The organism is Chitinophagales bacterium (genome assembly GCA_020636495.1).
In the GTDB taxonomy this organism is placed as follows: Bacteria; Bacteroidota; Bacteroidia; order Chitinophagales; family Chitinophagaceae; genus UBA5543.
In genome coordinates this window covers 2,270,495-2,285,565 of record JACJXQ010000008.1, presented here as the reverse complement: position 1 = coordinate 2,285,565, position 15,071 = coordinate 2,270,495, and the positions used below count along the sequence as shown (strand labels likewise).

The window sequence follows — 15,071 nt, the reverse complement described above, 5'->3', positions numbered from 1 at the left end:
ATGCAGAATATCAAAGCAACGATCATTACAATAGGGGACGAACTGTTGATTGGACAGACCATCGACACCAACTCAGCATGGATGGCAAAACAACTGAACGAAATAGGTATAGAGGTGTTCAGGCGTGTTGCTGTTGCTGATAAGGAGGAGGATATCAGGGTGGCACTTGACGAAGAGATTTCAAGGGCATCAATAATACTTATTACAGGTGGCCTGGGCCCTACTTCCGATGATATTACCAAACCATTCCTGTGCAAATATTTTGGAGGTAAAATGATCGTAGATGAGCGTGTACTTGAACATGTGCACCAGCTTTTTGCGATCAGAAACAGGCCTTTCCTGGAAATAAACAGTAAACAGGCCGAAGTGCCTGACGTCTGTACCGTGCTTTTTAACGAAGTGGGTACTGCGCCGGGGATGCTTTTTGAAAAAGACGGCAAATGGATAATATCCATGCCCGGAGTGCCTTTTGAGATGCAGGGCATTATTAACAAAGAAGTACTGCCTCGTTTGAAAGCGCATTTTCGGAGTGATGTTATTTTGCATCGCCATATCATTACCTCTGGCGAAGGTGAAAGTTATATATCAGAAACACTTAAAGACGTTGAAGCCGCATTACCACCATTTGTTAAAATATCTTATCTGCCATCTCCGGGTGTTGTTAAGCTGCGGCTTACAGGTAAAGGTGCTGACCGTCAACAAATTGAAAAAACTCTGGATGATTTTCAATCACAGATCACCGGTATCTTAGAGCGGATCGTCGTTTCCCTGGATGATATACCTATGCAGGAACTACTTGGGAAAGCTTTGTTGGAACAAAATGCTACTATTTCATTGGCAGAAAGCTGTACCGGTGGCTATGTAGCCCATCTTATCACGCAGGTACAGGGTTCAAGCAGCTATTTCAATGGGGCAATAGTGCCATATCAGTCTTCATTGAAACATAGCATTGTAGGTGTTAAGGAAAGCACACTTAAGGTGCACAGTGCCATCAGTGAGGAAACAGCAATAGAACTTGCACAAAATGCTCAGAAAATGTTTGGTACAGATTACTGCTTGTCTATTACCGGACAGTTAAGTTATGGAGGAGAAGACGCACATATACCCAAAGGACTGGTATGGATGGCTGTTGCAGGAAGTGAAGGTGTAAAAACTAAAAAGTTCCAGTTTCATTACAGCAGGGAGCTGAATAAAGAACTTGCAGCACAGATGGGGTTGTTGATGGTGTGGAAATATATAAAAGGTAAATTGTGAGCATGATATTTATCATAGGTATGCCGGCGGTTGGTAAATCGTACCTGGCAAAACAACTGGGAAAAAACTTCGGTTTCCGGTGTATAGACCTTGATGAGTATATTGAAACAAAAACAGGCAACAAGATAGACGAAATATTCATGAAGTATGGTGAAGGATATTTCCGCGAAGTGGAAACAACCTGTCTGTCTGCTATTGTAAAAGACAATATGGGGAGTGATATTATTGTTGCATGTGGTGGAGGTACTCCTGTATATGGTACTAATATGCAGCTTATGAAAGAGCATGGGTGTGTAGTGTATATTGAAGCCGAACTAGCAGTGTTGGCCGAAAGGATAAATAATGACGATATAATACGGCCGATGTTCTTAAATGCTGGGGATGTCATGGCCAGGTTGCATCAGTTGTATCTTGAACGAAAACCTTACTATGAGCTGGCCGACCAGAAGATCGGAATGAATGACATATCAATAAATAAACTGGAAAAAATAATAACAATATGTACAGGCAAGCAATATTAGCCGGCGCAATATTTGCTGCGGTAGCGGTGATATTAGGAGCATTTGGTGCACATGCATTGAAGCAGGTCTTGGACGATAGCCAATTACAAACATTTGAAACAGGGGTTAAGTACCAGTTCTACCATAGTTTCGCATTATTGGTTACAGGTCTGGCATATGCACACCTGCCTGTAAAAGCACTCAGGCTGGCATCTGCATTTTTTATTACAGGTGTGATTTTGTTCAGTGGTTCGCTATACCTGCTTACTTTTTTGAAAATGAATGGACAGGTTGGGCTGGGAGGTGTTGGTATTATTACTCCAGTAGGCGGTTTGTTCTTTATAGCCGGATGGATAATGTTGTTCATTGGTTTTTTGCAAAAGAAATAATATGAAAGCAGTAGTACTGATACCCGCACGAATTGGCTCAACACGTTTTCCGGCAAAGATGCTTGCAAAGATAAAAGGTGAAGCACTTATTTGTCGCACATGGCGTGCTGCCGTAGACACCGGCTTGTTTGCAGATGTTATTGTTGTAACAGATAGTGATGAGATACAGCAGGAAGTAGAGCGGACTGGTGGTAAGGTGCTCAGGAGCAAAATAGAACATGACAGCGGTACAGACAGAATAGCTGAAGTAGCAGAAGGCCTTGATGCAGATGTGGTGATAAATATACAGGGAGATGAGCCTTTTATTAAGAAGGAGCCATTAGAAAAATTACTCAGGCTATTTGATGATAAGGATGTAGTTGCTGCCTCTTTAGTACAGGAGACAAAAGATTCTGAGGTAGTTTCTAACCCCAATAAGGTCAAGGTATTGCTGGGTAGAGATATGAATGCTATATATTTTTCCCGCAGCCCTGTGCCCTACAAAAGAGATGAGTCGATAGACCAAATCTATTACATACACATAGGTATCTATGCTTTCAGGAAGCAGGCATTGATTAAATTTGCTTCATGGAAGCCTTCACCTCACGAGGTGGTAGAAAAGCTGGAATGTAACAGGTTCATTGATTATGGCATGCCTATAAAAATGGCGGTTACTGACCATGTTAGTATTGCTGTTGATACGCCGGACGATATTATTGCAGCAGAAAACTATATTGATAGAATGAACAAAAAATAGAGAATAATATTGCGACCATACCAATACATATCAATTCTCTTCCTGTTGTTTTTGTCATCAGGCGTTTGCCTGTATGTAATAGGTCTTATTGGATTAGGGTGGATAATAGGTTTTTGTGCTGTTTACCTGGTGCTGTTGTATTTCGCAGTTACCCAAATACGATGGAATTATTATATTAAGTCTTATAACAGGGGCAGTCACGAAAAATATATCGCACTTACATTTGATGACGGCCCCAATAGCCAGACGGCTGCAATTTTAGATATACTGAAAGAGGAACATGTACCAGCTGCATTTTTTTGCATTGGTAAGCATGTAGAGGCCAATCAACTATTGGCACATCGTATGAATGACGAAGGGCACCTTTTGGGTAATCATAGTTACTATCATACTCATAGTTTCGACTGGATGAGCTCAAGGAAAATGCAGGCAGAAATAGAACAATGTAACAATATTATTAAGCAGATAACAGGTAAGCAACCCGCTATGATCAGGCCACCATATGGTATTACGAATCCCAACCTGGCAAGAGCAGTAAAACGTTTAGGTATGTATTCAATAGGCTGGAGTCTGCGGTCGTTTGATACAATGTTTAAGGACAAAAACAAGCTTAAGGCACGGATAATTAACAAATTAAAAGGCGGAGATATAGTATTACTGCATGATTCTATGCAAGTAACACGTGAAATTTTAACTGATTTAATACGTGAGGCCCGAGAAAAGGGTTTTACCTTTGTGCGTATTGACAAATTACTCGAGGTTCAGGCATATGCGTAATATCGCAGGTATTATTTTATTGTTTAGTGCATTGACTACTGCAGCACAGCCTGCCGGATTCAAAAAGTTAGACGATGTACAGTCTTTTAATCGCTCACTATCCACTTCAAATAAACAGTTACAGGATATATCCAGCGATTTTAAGCAGGTTAAAAATATGTCATTACTGGCTGAAAAGATACAATCTAAGGGCAAGTTCTATTTTAAAAAAGACGATAAAGTTCGTATTGAATACACGGAGCCTTATAACTATTTGATGGTAGTGAATGGTACGCGTATGTTGGTGAGAGACGAACAAAAGACCAACAAGATAAATACAGCCAACAGCAAAATGATGCAGTCTGTAAATAGAGTGATGGTTGATTGTATGAGTGGTACTGTGATGTCAAATCCGGATTTTAAGGTCACAGTTTTTGAAAGCGGCAAACAATACCTGTTATCAATGAAACCTATATCAACCGATATGAAGACGATGTTCGATAAGATAGACGTGTATATGAATAAAGCAGGGCTGGACGTTGCAAAACTGGTTTTGACCGAGAGCGGCGGGGATTATACGAGCATGGATTTCTACAACACTAAGCACAACTCGTCTGTAAATGAAGCGTTATTTAAGGTTAAGTAGCCTTGTCATATTGTTTTTTGCCTCGTGCGCTACACCTTACAAGGGTTTACAGGAGCATAATGCTACCGAATCTGTTTACCGTTTTAAGCCACAGACAGACAGAACATTATATCGCTGTATCGTAGACGGCAGATTCATATTTAAAAAATTCCATCTTAGTGGGTTGCTGTTTTTCAAGCAGTTAGAAAATGGCACGATACGTGCTATATTTCAGAATGAGATGGGTATAGCTTTCTTTGATTTTGAGTGGGATAGTTCGGAAAACTTCAAAGTAAAGCAAATAATGCCGCAACTGAACAAAGAAGCTGTTTTGAAGACTTTGAGGAAAGATATGGAGATGATCCTTATGATAGGTATGGATAAAAAGTCTGAAATAATGTTGGGAGAAGATAGGGGTAAACAGCAGTTGTATCGTCTTAACAGAACAAGTGGTTACGTGTATTACACAGCAGAGGATAACCACCTGGTAAAAATTGAGAATGCCAATAAGAAAAAAATAATAGTAAGCGTTGACTTAAAAGGTAAAACCCCTGCATCGTCTATGCCGGACACCATGTTGTTTGACCACCACAAAGCCAACTTTACTATATCACTTACTAAAATTGAGCGCAATGTTAATGAATGATTTTTACAGGATAGAATACATACAGCGGGAGCCGAACAGTCTTTCCTGCAGAATTGTATTCAATGATCAGCATGACATATTTAAAGGCCATTTTCCCGGCCAGCCTGTAGTACCCGGGGTGTGCATGATGCAAATGGTGAAGGAGTTGTTGGAGGCACAGACGGACCAGAACCTATGGTTGAGAAATGCCGGACAGGTAAAATTTCTGCAACTGATAACACCTGATATTCAGCCTATGATAAATATTAGCTGGCAGCAAGACGATAACGGTTACAACGTTAGTGCCAATTTCAGCAATGACGCCGCATACCTGTTCAAGCTCACAGGTAATTTTGAAAGCCATATATAATATTGATTAATTTAAATTTGATTATCCTCCAATTTGTTGGGGGATTTTTTTTGTATTGTGATCCTTTATGACAAATGTCATCTTTCAGATTGATGAAAATTAGTTTTTAGGATAAAGGTGGATAATATCTTTACCGCCAATAGTGAACAAAAACATACAAATTAAGCAATACGGTCGTTTTTGAATATGCCGGCGAAAACTCATGATCATATTGAACACGGTCCGTCTTCCTGGCTGAAAACCCTTGAATGGCTCAGGCAGGAAAATGCATCCTTGAAAAACAGGCTTGCTGACGTTATTAAAGATAATGTCAGTAGTGAGTTGCTGGAAAAGGCTGAAAACTTTCAAAGCCTGTTCCTGGACAAGGATGCGGTTATTTCTTTGCTCAGGCGCGATATAGCCCAATTCAATGCCAGGTCCTCAAATAAGGAGACAACGGTATCAAAAGAATATACAAAACTGGGTGCCGATATTGCCCGGATGGAAAAAGAATTCCTGGCAGTAAAATCAGATTTTTACAAATTTCTTAATGAGAACAGGCGTGCTTAGTTAAGTAGCCTTTGCAGCTTTTCTTCGTTCAGAATGACAATATCGCCCTTTACGATGTCAATGAGTTTCTCATCTTTGAAATCACTCAGGGTACGTATTACAGACTCTTTTGCTGTACCTACCATATTGGCCAGATTCTCGCGGCTGATGTCTAAAGCAAACTGTTTCGCAGTGTCTTCAGGTTTGTACTTTTTGTACAACTCAAGTATTGTATCAGCCACACGTTTGCGCAGCGAGTTGTAGGCCAGCTTAAGTAGTTGCTGTTCTTTTTCTGTAACATTGTTTGCCAGTAGTTGTATAAACTTCATCATCACATGCCTGTTGTTATTCACCAGGCTTTCAAAATCTTCTTTGGGTATCAGAGCCAGTTCTGTACTTTCCATTGCTTCGGCCGATTCTTTGTACAGTGAGTTCTCAAGCAGGGCGTTATATCCAAAGAAACTACCGGCACTATACACATTCATGACCAGTTCTTTACCGTCGTCGTTGGTCTTGTAAGTCTTTACTTTGCCTTCAAGTATATAATACAAGCGGTGCGGGCGGGTGTCTTCCTGGTATATTACTTCTTTCTTTTTGTAAGTATTCGTGTTTCGGTTCTCTGTCAGCTCATTCAGTAGTTCTTTACCTGTGGTGGTACTGATGAGTGTATTGATCCCGTCGATATTGGCAGGAATATTGGCTTTCAGTATTTCTGCTTTTTTTAGTCTGCTTTCTACGGCATTCAGCAGTTCTGTACTGTTAAAAGGTTTGGTGATATAATCGTCTGCACCCAGCTCCATACCTTTGCGCATCTCTGCACGTTCGGCTTTAGCGGTCAGGAAGATGAATGGTATATTTACAGTGTCCTTATTCTTTTGCAGCATATGTATCACGCCATAACCATCAAGTATAGGCATCATAATATCGCAGACAATGATATCCGGTATGTTTTGTACGGCTAATGTTACTCCGGCTTGCCCGTCGGGGGCTGTAAGTACTTTGTAATTAGCCAGTTCCAGTATTTCTGCCAGGTTCTCACGGATGTCCGTGTTGTCTTCAATCAGCAGTATTGTTTTCATTATTGTTCTTATTCAGGTCTAAATTAATAATAAAAGTGGTTCCTTTATTCAGTTCGCTGTTGCAAACTATGGTGCCGTTCATTAATTCTACGTATTTGGACACAATATGCAGGCCCAACCCGGTGCCCTGGATATTAGAGACGTTGCTACCTCTGAAAAATCTGTCGAACAGGTGGGTCTGATCTTCTTCGGATATACCTAATCCGCTGTCTTGTACGGTAAGCGCCAGTTTGCCGTTTTCCTGCATTGTTTGGATAGTAATGTGTGAATTTTCCGGCGAGAATTTTATTGCGTTAGATATCAGGTTCATCATTATATGGCGGAGCAGAGACGGTTCCAGCCATGCCACTTCATCACCGCTATGGGTATACAGAATTTCCTGCCCGGGCTTTAGTATGGTCTGCATCTCGTTGACAACAGCCGTAATTACCTCTTTGAAATTTACCTCTGCAATACGTACTTGTATCTTGCCTTCTTCTATACGGCCAACCGACAAAAAGTCGTTCAGTATATCATTGAGCATGTTTACAGATGATACGATACGAGCTATGTGTTTGTCCCTTTTGCTCTGGTCCTCGGTCTTTATATACTGTGCTATCAGGTAGGCCGATGACAATATGGTGCTGAGCGGGGTACGAAACTCATGAGAAGCCATAGACACGAAACGGGATTTCAGTTCGTTTAGTTCCTTTTCCTTTTCCAGTGCTTCTGATAGTGAACTGGTACGCTCTTTGACCTTCTGCTCAAGCTTTGAGTTCAGCTCAATCAGAGCATCTTCCGACTCTTTACGTACTGTAATATCGTTGATGAAAGCGATGGCAAACTTTCCTTTGGCCGTTTCATAGCTGCTGATGCTTACCTCTACCGGAAATTCGCTGCCATCTTTCCTGATGCCGCTCAGATTCATACCAACCCCCATGGGGCGGCTATGTGTTTTCTTATTAATGAATCCATCCCTGTGGTGTACATGTTGTTGATGAAACCTTTGCGGGATGAGTATTTCTATCTTATTGCCGATGAGCTCGTCCAGTCTGTAGCCGAACTGTTTGGTAGCAAAATCGTTGGCCAGCATGATAACACCTTGCTGGTCGACAGTAAGTATGCCAATAGCGGCATTATTAAACAGAGCATTCAGCTCTTCGCTTCTGTTAGCACCGGGAGTAAGCATGTTGATGTTAGCTGTGAGGTTGAGATATATCAGACAATAAAGCTAATAAAAACAGCTCGAAAAAATGATAAAGACGCCTAATTACAGTCTTTACCCGGCTCGCAGGTATCAGCGTCATTACCCATTATTTCCAGGCCGGGGTGTTCCTGTGCATATTCACTCCATGCCTGGTTCAGTGCTTGTGAGAAAGTATTCACCGGTTGCGCGCCGCTTATACCATACTTGTTGTTCAGTACAAAGAAGGGAACACCACTGATGCGCAATTGTGCTGCCGCATCAACATCAGATTCCACGGCATCAGTATAACGGTCGCTGTCCAGGATGTTTTTTGCGTCTTCCAGCCCGATAGCCGCACACATATCTTCCAGCACCCGGTGGTCTGATATGTCTTTGCCTTCGGTGAAATATCCCCTGAAGAGTTGCTCTTCCATAGCGTCGCCTTTGCCATGCTCTTTGGCGTATTGCAATGCACGGTGCGCATCGAATGAGTTGGCTATTACAGCTTTATCGAAATTGTATTGAAGTCCTGCTTCAGCTGCCATTTTCACTACACGCTCATGCATCTGCATGCTTTGCTCTTTTGTGATGCCTTTGCGTTCGGCCAGGTAGGTGTACACATCTTTGCCGGGTTGGGGGCGTGTGTCCGGGTCCAGCTGAAAACTGTGCCATACCACCTCAATATCTTCTTTGTTGCCAAATTTTTCCATCGCCGCCTCAAAATGGCGCTTGCCTATATAACAAAAGGGACACATCACGTCCGACCAGATATCTACTCTCATTTTATTGCTTGTTGTACTCACCGTACAAAATTACCCCTTATGCTACACTTACCGTTTAAGCAGGTATAGATAATGGTTATGTTTTGGATGCCTGATGTTATTGTCCCATATTGGAGACTGTCCCGCATTCGGGACACGGGACAGTTCCTGTCTATTTAGTTCATCCCAAAGTAGGTGCGGTACCATTCTATCTGGTGGTGGTCTATGGCATCAGGGTTGATGATGTGCGCAGGGTCTATTTTGCTATACAATTGCTCAAGGCTGGCATAGTCGCGCTGGCTAATGACTTTGAAGCCGTTGCGCATCAATTGTGCCGCACAAACGCCTGCACCTATTTGATATTTCTTTTCTTCGGTAAAACGGTTGCCATCGTATATCACCTGGCTGCCGCAGGCGGCACTGATGTCCATCAGTACAGCTAGTTCTATATCCTGCTCACGGGCTATCTGCAACATGCGTTCAGAGGCTTTTATCATACCTTCCGTCCAGTCGTCGCCATGCTCGGTGAGCACGCGCGCGCTGCCTTCCAGCACATCCATACCCGTGCCGCCATGTATATCGCACATAGCCCTTGGCGTACCAAACGAAAAGTCTTCGGGGCAGAAGGTGTGTATCTTGATGGTATCGTAGTTCAGCAGTTTCAGGGCAGAGGGATACTTGCCATTGGCAGTGCCGTCGTAACCACAGAGAATGCCCGTAAGGCAGGCACTCAGTAATACCCTCAGCGGTTCTTCGGCTGTAGGCGTGCGTAAATTCTTCAGGTAGTCGATGTCTGTCATTATAAGTGATTTTTTTTGTACTACAAAGAAAATACAGCAGGCTTAAAGATGCTTGTCTTTTTTGCATGAATGTTTGTACATATTGCATAGTGTCGCTCCCGATAGTTGTCGGAATAGAAGACTGTCCGGCATTCGGGACACGGGACAATGGGACATCGTTAAAAATTCATCGTGCCTTTGATAGTGAGTGTTGCATAGTTTAGATTTGAGCTGTCCGGAGTTGACAGGTAGTTTATCTCGTAGCTGTAAGTTCTTGGCATCAGGTACCCATCGCCCCTTACCCAGTACTCCTGTATGCCTGCATATACTTTTTGCAGGGGAATCTTTATTTCTCCTGAATTACAGTCAATATCGAAATAAACGGGCGAATCGTTGTTAGTGCGTATGATCGTTTTGTAACTGCGTCCTACATACAGGCGGGGCAGTATTCCCTTTTTTACACCATTATTATTTTCCATAGAAATGTATGCCGGGTCACCTCCCAAAGAGCCTATCCATGTAGTAGGGTGGGTGCCTGTTATAGCCTTGATAAAGTACTCTATGCAATCACCCTCATTGGTAGAATCTACGACAATTTTATAAGGTTGAAGAATAGTGTCCCTATTCTCTGATATGGCGCGGACTGTTGCGGAATAGGTGCCGGGTACAGCCATTTTTGCCCGGGTATACAGGTATGTGCTGTACGGACTTACGCCTGCCTGCGACTCCAGCCATATTTTAAGGGATGCGGTATCGTAATTCAATACACTCAATATTACCTGCTCCTGTACAAGGCTGCCAGGGCTTATGGTCAGCTCAGTAGTGTCGCCGGCCATGTTGTGTTTCAGCGCCACATCTTTAACCCCCGAGACCTGGTAGCTATGTGCAGGCAGCGAGCCGGTGGTGTGGTCTTCTTTTTTTGTGCAGGCTGCCAGTGCAGGCAACAACAGTAGTAATATGATATATCTGTTCATAGTTAGTATGACTTTATTGGTGTGAATATTAAAATACCAGCTTTCCTTTTATCACGAATTTATCATGCAGGTCATACAGGTTGTCGTCGGTTTGGTAATATATGGTATAGGTACCTTTTGCCCGGTCTATTATGCCATTGCCCACCAGCACAAAGTTGCCGGTATAGGGTGTGGGTACATCTTTTTTGATGGTTGGTAGCCATCCGCCGCTACTCAGTCTTATGCTGCTCTCATTACAATTCACATATATTACCGTTCGCTCTCCGGGCTTGGGTATATAATTGTCTGATGTGTCGGGGCTGCCATACAGTGGCAACTGGTAGAACTGCAGGTAACTGCCGTCGTAGTGCAGGTAGGCATTATTGGTCACCTGGTTGCCGTATTGGTCTTCAATTATAAAATCACCAAGTGGTTTGCCGGCCTTTGCCGCTGTGCCAAAGTAGTTCTGGCAGGTATACCCGTCGGTGGAGTCTATATATATTGAAAAAGGCAGTTTCTTCATACTGCCATTTGCATTGGTGGCTGTGATGTACATAGGAAAAGCTCCGGGCATAGCCAGGTTCCCTTTCAGCTGTATATCTGCCTGAAAGGGCGTGGTGGTGGTCTTTGTTGAGATGCTTACAGCTAATCTCTCAGCCAGGCCTGTATCTACACCAATGGTCACCTCCTGCGCCGTATTGTCCCGGCTGTTTATTTCCAGGTGCAATGTTATTGAGTCGAGCGTGTTGACCAGGTGGACATCTTTTACGCCGGCAACAATATATGCCGGAGTGGTATCAGTTGTGGTATCGGTACTTTGTTTTTTAGCGCAGCTAAGCAGGGTGCATATGCATACCAGGGGCAGGATAAGACGTTTCATATAAGCCGGATATTGAATTAAAGGTAATGTATTGCAGCAATATCCGTGCCACAAGGGCGTGCCGGAAATTGGACTACTGAGGACAGCACAATAGAATTCGTGATTATGAGGTGAGAGGAACGAACTCACTGATAAATACGAGGTATTCATTGAGACCAATAAAAGACATGTCTGAACGAAATAGTCTCCTTAATAGCTGTGATGTAGCCAATTGCATGTGTTCAGGAGATGTCTCTCTACGTTCGACATGACGGCCCTGATTGTTTGTGGGGATAGTGTCCCATTTGCGGGACGCTCTCTTTTCTCATGGTCATTGGATAGTTTTTGGTTTTCACTTGTGCCTTTTGACTTATTAACCTCCCCAAGCGTCATAATAAGTTACCTTTTTGTATTCGGGTTTCTTTACCACGCGTTTGTCGGGGTTGTTTTCCTGCTCCTGTTTGCGTACCAGGTAGGCTTCCCGTTCGTCGGGATCCTGGTTCATTTCCCAGTCCGGTGTGTCGTCGGATATTAGTTCTTTACGTGGTGTGCGTTTTTCTTTGGCGCCTATGGTGTCTTCTTCCAGCAGGTAATGGTTAAAGTTGTTGCCATCGTACAGGTCTTTTACGGAGCCAAAGCCTATAGCGTCTCTCATCACATCGTGCTGTATGATCTCTGCCGCACGGCGCACGCTGTTCTTGCCATAGTCGTCTTTTATGCGGTACATGGCGCGGCGAGCCTCGTCTTTGCGTATGGTGTTCTCAAACAGGCTGTACTGCATCAGCTTCTGCGTTACAAAGGCCGATATAGATACCAGCATATGCTGCGTTTTGTTGCTGAACAGCTTAGCGCCTTTACGCTCATCCTCAAAGGCGTGTATCTTCTGCAGTATGTATTTGCGCATGTCCATAGCGTCCTGCGTGGGGTTGGCCAGTTTTATTTTCGTGTCCCAGCGGGTGCCGTCGTGGTATTTTATGGCAAAGCACACCTCCCCGCAAAACACCTCCTGTTTCACCATGCGCTGTTCCAGCCTTGTGCATAGCGATATAAGCATGCTCTCCAGCGCCTGCGGGTCTTCGCGTTGTTGTCGGCTTAGTGTTCTGCCGGCGCTCATGCCGCGGTAGTTGTTCTTATACATATCCACCTCCATAAAGTGCAGGCGCTTGTACCAGTAGTTGCCTACCACGCCGCCAAAAGCTTTGCGCAAAAGGGGCTCGCTGCTGTGCCTCATTTGCAGGGGGCTGCGTATGCCTATGGTCAGCAGTCGGCGCTCGTTGGCTTTGGCTATGCCGGGCAGGTCTGTCAGCTTTAGTTTAGACAAATGTTCATCTATGTTGTCCGGTGTTATTTCTACCAGTCCGTCGGGTTTTTGCAGCTCGGTAGCCAGCTTGGCCAAAAAGGCGTTGGGGGCTATGCCTATGCTGCACTTCACATACTCGCCACAGGTGCGGTATATGTCGGCTTTTATCTGCCGTGCCAGTGCGGTAAAGTCGCTGTACACCTTTCGGTAGCTGGTAAAGTTCATCACCGCCTCGTCAATACTTTTGGGCAGCACGTCGTCGCAATAGCTGCACAGCACTTTCATAATGCGCACGTGAAAGTCGCGATAGCGCTGCGGGCGGCACAATACGGGTATTATCTGCGGGCATAATTCTCGGCATTCGCCCAGCCGCATACCTGTTTTTACCCCGAATTTCTTGGCTTCGACAGATGGGGCTATAACGCAGGCATTGGCGCTGGGGTGGGTGATAACGCCTATGGGACGGTTGCGCAGTGCGGGGTTGTCCTGTTGCTCGCAACTGGCAAAAAAGCTGTTCATGTCCAGGTACATCATCACCGAACGGGCATTTACCGTTAGTGAGTTTTGCGAAAAACGATCTTTGGCTCTCAGTTCCTGTTCCATATTCCCGGGGTTTGTTTGTACCCGCAAATTAAATAAATTTGTACAAATGTGCAAAATTGTTCAAAAAATGTATGTACATTTGAATAAACGGAGAAAGAGACATGATCAACCAGCAAGCCAACCACCGATTTGACAAAGGCAGGGGCGCCCAGTATAACCCCAAAAACAAGTTCCTGGTAAATGAATACGTGCAGGAGCACCCGGAAGCCATAGACGACTGGGAAGCCGAAAAAAGGGAGACGGAATACATTTATGATGACAGCCGTACACTGGTAAACAAAGTAACCAGTCCCGATGTAGGTATGATGTACTCGGCCAATCCCTACCAGGGCTGCGAGCACGGGTGTATCTATTGTTATGCGCGCAACTCGCACGAGTATTGGGGCTACAGCGCAGGTGTAGATTTTGAAAGCCGCATTGTAGTCAAGAAGAATGCACCCGCCTTGCTAAAGAAGTTTTTCGAGAATAAGAACTGGGTACCGGCCCCTATATCACTATCAGGTAATACCGATTGCTACCAGCCTATAGAACGGAAAATGCGCATCACCCGCAAGCTGCTGGAGATATGCCTGGAGTACCGCAACCCCGTGGGCATCCTTACTAAGAACGCATTGGTATTAAGAGACCTGGATATATTGCAGGAGCTGAATAAATACGACCTGGTAAGTGTGTTCTCATCCATCACCTCGCTGGACGAGAACCTGCGCCGTGCCATGGAGCCACGCACTGCTTCTTACCGCTCAAGGCTGAATGTGGTGGAGACTTTATCTAAAGCAGGTATACCTACGGGCATCATGAACGCACCCATCATTCCCGGGCTGAATGATAACCATATGCATGATGTGTTGAAGGCGGCATCAGAAGCAGGAGCCAAAAGGGCGGGGTATACGGTAGTAAGGCTCAACGGGGCTATTGGCGGAATATTTAAAGACTGGTTGTACAAAGCCTTTCCTGACAGGGCAGAGAAAGTATGGCACCTCATCAGCGAATGTCACGAAGGGCATGTGAACGACAGCCGCTGGGGCAACCGTATTGTAGGCGATGGTAAGTTTGCTGAGCTGATAAAAACACAGTTTACCCTATACTGCAATAAGTTCGGGCTGAATCAGCAAGCATGGGTGCCTAACACCAATGCATTCAGAAGAATAAGGAATAACCAGTTGCCGTTGTTTTAGTTTCAGTGCAGAACTATTTTTATTGATGCAGGTATAGCATGCTTATATGAATGGGTATGTACCTATTCTGTATCTTGCCCTTCTTAAAAACAATATCATGAATATAAGTGAACTGCTGATGGCAGAACTGAAAAGAGAATCTGTAAGCACTAAAAAACTCCTGGAGTGTGTGCCGGAAGGTAAGAACGACTGGAAGCCACATGAAAAGTCAACTGAACTGAGTAAGCTCGCATCGCATGTGGCAGAGATACCCCACTGGATAGAAAAGGTACTGGTTTACGATGAGTTTGATATGGTTGCTACACCTTTTGAAAGGAAAGTTTGCAATAGCCGTGAAGAGTTGCTGGACTATTTTGAAACCAAACTGAATGCTGCCGTAGCTGCACTGGAAAAAGCTAATGATGAAGACCTGGCAAAAGACTGGACCTTTCGCGCGGGTGACCATGTTATTTTAAACAGCAGCAAGTACAATGCTATTCGCTCTATGGGGCTGAACCATCAAATACATCACCGTGCGCAACTAGGTGTATACCTGCGTTTGCTGGATATAGCTATCCCCGGTGTATATGGTCCATCTGCCGATGACAGGGCTAGAATGGAAGCACAGAAATAGT

18 protein-coding genes are annotated in these 15,071 nt (G+C 44.2%); 11 read left to right on the top strand and 7 right to left on the bottom strand.

The genetic code is table 11. The features are described 5' to 3' along the window. The 9 genes from H6550_10105 (at nt 1) to H6550_10065 (ending at nt 5,804) form a co-directional block, all read left to right on the top strand. Nucleotides 1–1,254: a CinA family nicotinamide mononucleotide deamidase-related protein gene (locus tag H6550_10105; protein MCB9046477.1), complete on the top strand. Its 1,254-nt coding sequence runs from the start codon at nt 1–3 to the stop codon at nt 1,252–1,254. Between the two features lie 2 nt (nt 1,255–1,256). Next, nucleotides 1,257–1,775 (top strand): shikimate kinase, encoded by a 519-nt coding sequence (locus H6550_10100; protein ID MCB9046476.1) that lies wholly within the window; start codon nt 1,257–1,259, stop codon nt 1,773–1,775. After that, on the top strand, nt 1,754–2,143 hold the full coding sequence (locus tag H6550_10095; GenBank protein MCB9046475.1) for a DUF423 domain-containing protein: 390 nt from the start codon (nt 1,754–1,756) through the stop codon (nt 2,141–2,143). Before H6550_10100 ends, H6550_10095 begins: the two co-directional genes overlap by 22 nt. A gap of 1 nt (nt 2,144) precedes the next feature. Next, nucleotides 2,145–2,879 carry a 3-deoxy-manno-octulosonate cytidylyltransferase gene (kdsB, locus tag H6550_10090; protein ID MCB9046474.1) on the top strand — a complete coding sequence of 245 codons (735 nt, stop codon included), beginning with the start codon at nt 2,145–2,147 and terminating at the stop codon, nt 2,877–2,879. Between the two features lie 9 nt (nt 2,880–2,888). Further along, on the top strand, nt 2,889–3,656 hold the full coding sequence (locus H6550_10085; GenBank protein ID MCB9046473.1) for a polysaccharide deacetylase family protein: 768 nt from the start codon (nt 2,889–2,891) through the stop codon (nt 3,654–3,656). Continuing rightward, a complete protein-coding gene (locus tag H6550_10080) occupies nt 3,649–4,281 on the top strand; it encodes an outer membrane lipoprotein carrier protein LolA (protein ID MCB9046472.1) in 633 nt (210 codons plus the stop codon). The genes H6550_10085 and H6550_10080 overlap by 8 nt, the downstream gene beginning before the upstream one ends. Continuing rightward, on the top strand, nt 4,256–4,906 hold the full coding sequence (locus tag H6550_10075) for a hypothetical protein (protein MCB9046471.1): 651 nt from the start codon (nt 4,256–4,258) through the stop codon (nt 4,904–4,906). The genes H6550_10080 and H6550_10075 overlap by 26 nt, the downstream gene beginning before the upstream one ends. Continuing rightward, entirely contained in the window at nt 4,893–5,255 is a 363-nt protein-coding gene (locus H6550_10070) for a 3-hydroxyacyl-ACP dehydratase (protein ID MCB9046470.1), read from the top strand. The genes H6550_10075 and H6550_10070 overlap by 14 nt, the downstream gene beginning before the upstream one ends. Nucleotides 5,256–5,441: 186 nt before the next feature. Beyond that, nucleotides 5,442–5,804 (top strand): hypothetical protein, encoded by a 363-nt coding sequence (locus H6550_10065; protein MCB9046469.1) that lies wholly within the window; start codon nt 5,442–5,444, stop codon nt 5,802–5,804. Here the strand turns inward: H6550_10065 and H6550_10060 are convergent. From H6550_10060 to H6550_10030, 7 genes are all read right to left on the bottom strand, one after another. Then, on the bottom strand, nt 5,801–6,862 hold the full coding sequence (locus tag H6550_10060) for a response regulator (protein MCB9046468.1): 1,062 nt from the start codon (nt 6,860–6,862) through the stop codon (nt 5,801–5,803). The two genes, H6550_10065 and H6550_10060, sit on opposite strands and share 4 nt — an antisense overlap. Further along, nucleotides 6,840–8,030, bottom strand: a complete 1,191-nt coding sequence (locus H6550_10055; GenBank protein ID MCB9046467.1) for a PAS domain-containing sensor histidine kinase — start codon at nt 8,028–8,030, stop codon at nt 6,840–6,842. Before H6550_10055 ends, H6550_10060 begins: the two co-directional genes overlap by 23 nt. A gap of 77 nt (nt 8,031–8,107) precedes the next feature. Continuing rightward, nucleotides 8,108–8,809 (bottom strand): DsbA family oxidoreductase, encoded by a 702-nt coding sequence (locus H6550_10050; protein ID MCB9046466.1) that lies wholly within the window; start codon nt 8,807–8,809, stop codon nt 8,108–8,110. Between the two features lie 155 nt (nt 8,810–8,964). Further along, entirely contained in the window at nt 8,965–9,588 is a 624-nt protein-coding gene (locus H6550_10045; GenBank protein MCB9046465.1) for a DUF523 domain-containing protein, read from the bottom strand. 158 nt (nt 9,589–9,746) lie between these two features. Next, entirely contained in the window at nt 9,747–10,541 is a 795-nt protein-coding gene (locus H6550_10040; GenBank protein ID MCB9046464.1) for a hypothetical protein, read from the bottom strand. Nucleotides 10,542–10,569: 28 nt separating this feature from the next. Continuing rightward, nucleotides 10,570–11,400 (bottom strand): hypothetical protein, encoded by an 831-nt coding sequence (locus tag H6550_10035; protein MCB9046463.1) that lies wholly within the window; start codon nt 11,398–11,400, stop codon nt 10,570–10,572. A gap of 352 nt (nt 11,401–11,752) precedes the next feature. Further along, nucleotides 11,753–13,282 (bottom strand): DNA polymerase IV, encoded by a 1,530-nt coding sequence (locus H6550_10030; protein ID MCB9046462.1) that lies wholly within the window; start codon nt 13,280–13,282, stop codon nt 11,753–11,755. 101 nt (nt 13,283–13,383) lie between these two features. Here H6550_10030 and H6550_10025 point away from each other — a divergent pair, with 101 nt between their 5' ends. Both H6550_10025 and H6550_10020 read left to right on the top strand, forming a co-directional pair. Continuing rightward, entirely contained in the window at nt 13,384–14,457 is a 1,074-nt protein-coding gene (locus H6550_10025) for a PA0069 family radical SAM protein (GenBank protein MCB9046461.1), read from the top strand. A 97-nt stretch (nt 14,458–14,554) separates the two neighbouring features. Beyond that, complete coding sequence (locus tag H6550_10020) at nt 14,555–15,070, top strand: hypothetical protein (protein MCB9046460.1); 516 nt, start codon at nt 14,555–14,557, stop codon at nt 15,068–15,070. Nucleotide 15,071 lies beyond the last annotated feature (1 nt).

Excerpts from the sequence above, each read along its gene's own strand:
- H6550_10100 (MCB9046476.1), top strand. The coding sequence starts at position 1,257 with ATGATATTTATCATAGGTATGCCGGCGGTTGGTAAATCGTACCTGGCA.
- H6550_10065 (MCB9046469.1), top strand. The coding sequence starts at position 5,442 with ATGCCGGCGAAAACTCATGATCATATTGAACACGGTCCGTCTTCCTGG.
- H6550_10025 (MCB9046461.1), top strand. The coding sequence starts at position 13,384 with ATGATCAACCAGCAAGCCAACCACCGATTTGACAAAGGCAGGGGCGCC.
- H6550_10070 (MCB9046470.1), top strand. The coding sequence starts at position 4,893 with ATGTTAATGAATGATTTTTACAGGATAGAATACATACAGCGGGAGCCG.
- H6550_10030 (MCB9046462.1), bottom strand. The coding sequence starts at position 13,282 with ATGGAACAGGAACTGAGAGCCAAAGATCGTTTTTCGCAAAACTCACTA.
- H6550_10040 (MCB9046464.1), bottom strand. The coding sequence starts at position 10,541 with ATGAACAGATATATCATATTACTACTGTTGTTGCCTGCACTGGCAGCC.
- kdsB (MCB9046474.1), top strand. The coding sequence starts at position 2,145 with ATGAAAGCAGTAGTACTGATACCCGCACGAATTGGCTCAACACGTTTT.
- H6550_10080 (MCB9046472.1), top strand. The coding sequence starts at position 3,649 with ATGCGTAATATCGCAGGTATTATTTTATTGTTTAGTGCATTGACTACT.
- H6550_10060 (MCB9046468.1), bottom strand. The coding sequence starts at position 6,862 with ATGAAAACAATACTGCTGATTGAAGACAACACGGACATCCGTGAGAAC.
- H6550_10045 (MCB9046465.1), bottom strand. The coding sequence starts at position 9,588 with ATGACAGACATCGACTACCTGAAGAATTTACGCACGCCTACAGCCGAA.
- H6550_10055 (MCB9046467.1), bottom strand. The coding sequence starts at position 8,030 with ATGCTTACTCCCGGTGCTAACAGAAGCGAAGAGCTGAATGCTCTGTTT.
- H6550_10020 (MCB9046460.1), top strand. The coding sequence starts at position 14,555 with ATGAATATAAGTGAACTGCTGATGGCAGAACTGAAAAGAGAATCTGTA.
- H6550_10075 (MCB9046471.1), top strand. The coding sequence starts at position 4,256 with ATGAAGCGTTATTTAAGGTTAAGTAGCCTTGTCATATTGTTTTTTGCC.
- H6550_10035 (MCB9046463.1), bottom strand. The coding sequence starts at position 11,400 with ATGAAACGTCTTATCCTGCCCCTGGTATGCATATGCACCCTGCTTAGC.
- H6550_10050 (MCB9046466.1), bottom strand. The coding sequence starts at position 8,809 with ATGAGAGTAGATATCTGGTCGGACGTGATGTGTCCCTTTTGTTATATA.
- H6550_10095 (MCB9046475.1), top strand. The coding sequence starts at position 1,754 with ATGTACAGGCAAGCAATATTAGCCGGCGCAATATTTGCTGCGGTAGCG.
- H6550_10105 (MCB9046477.1), top strand. The coding sequence starts at position 1 with ATGCAGAATATCAAAGCAACGATCATTACAATAGGGGACGAACTGTTG.